The following is an 812-nucleotide window of genomic DNA, read 5'->3' as shown; positions in this document are numbered from 1 at the left end:
ATCAATTTCCCATTTAAAGCCTGTTTCTGAATTTCTGATATTTCGCAATTCTTCCATTTCTTGAATTACAAAATCATTCCATTCATCGCCTTTTAAAATACAGCCTTTGCTAAGAGCAATATTTCTATATTGCTGATAACCTCGATTTTTAACACGCCGTTTATCAACATTTTTAGCATTATAAACTTTCATTTCATCAAGTATCTGAGGCTTATTAGCTTCATATCTCGCTTTAGCTCTTGCTATATATGCTTCTCTATGTTTTTCATAATCACGGCGTTTCGATTCTTTATATTTTTCAGGGTTATTAATAGCCCATTTACTTAAAGCCATATATTAACCCCCGAAACCTGATTTAAATGCGTTAGGGTTAAATTGCTGACGCATATTATTTAATACTGTTTGTGACTGCATACCCATTTGAGCGCCAGCACTTCTACCAGCACCAACACCGCTTTTAACGTCGGACGTGTTATTATTCTGACCGAGAAAAGCCGATACAAGGAAAGTAGCTGCATTACCAATAGCCGCTTGTTTATTCTTTTCTTGCAGGTCTAATAGATCTTGCTGTTGTTTATCGCGCTGCTCTTGTACCTGCTTAGCTGTATCTAATCGCTGTTGTCTAAGCTGAGCCTCTAAATCAGATTGCTGTGCTACAGGTGCATTAGGGTTAGCCTGTTGAGCCATTGTTTCAGCTTGTGTAGGCTGATTCTGAATATTATCCCTCATTAGTGAGGCTGTACTAAATTTATTAGCGTTAGCTTGCTTAGCTAAAAGAGGTTTAAGCGGGTTTCCTGCTTGACTCAATGTGA

The 812-nt window shown here is 37.7% G+C and carries 2 protein-coding genes; both read right to left on the bottom strand.

The annotated features are described in order from the left end of the window. On the bottom strand, positions 1-333 hold a 333-nt coding region (locus tag N1032_RS24665; RefSeq protein WP_259543155.1), incomplete at its 3' end, for a hypothetical protein. Positions 334-336: 3 nt separating this feature from the next. Beyond that, the coding region (locus N1032_RS24660; RefSeq protein WP_259543154.1) for a hypothetical protein at positions 337-812 on the bottom strand (476 nt) is incomplete at its 5' end.

This window comes from Herbiconiux daphne (assembly GCF_024979295.1).
GTDB classification, from domain to species: Bacteria; Actinomycetota; Actinomycetes; order Actinomycetales; family Microbacteriaceae; genus Herbiconiux; species Herbiconiux daphnes.
The sequence above is the reverse complement of the archived record's forward strand: the minus strand, read 5'-3'. Positions and strand labels throughout refer to the sequence as shown.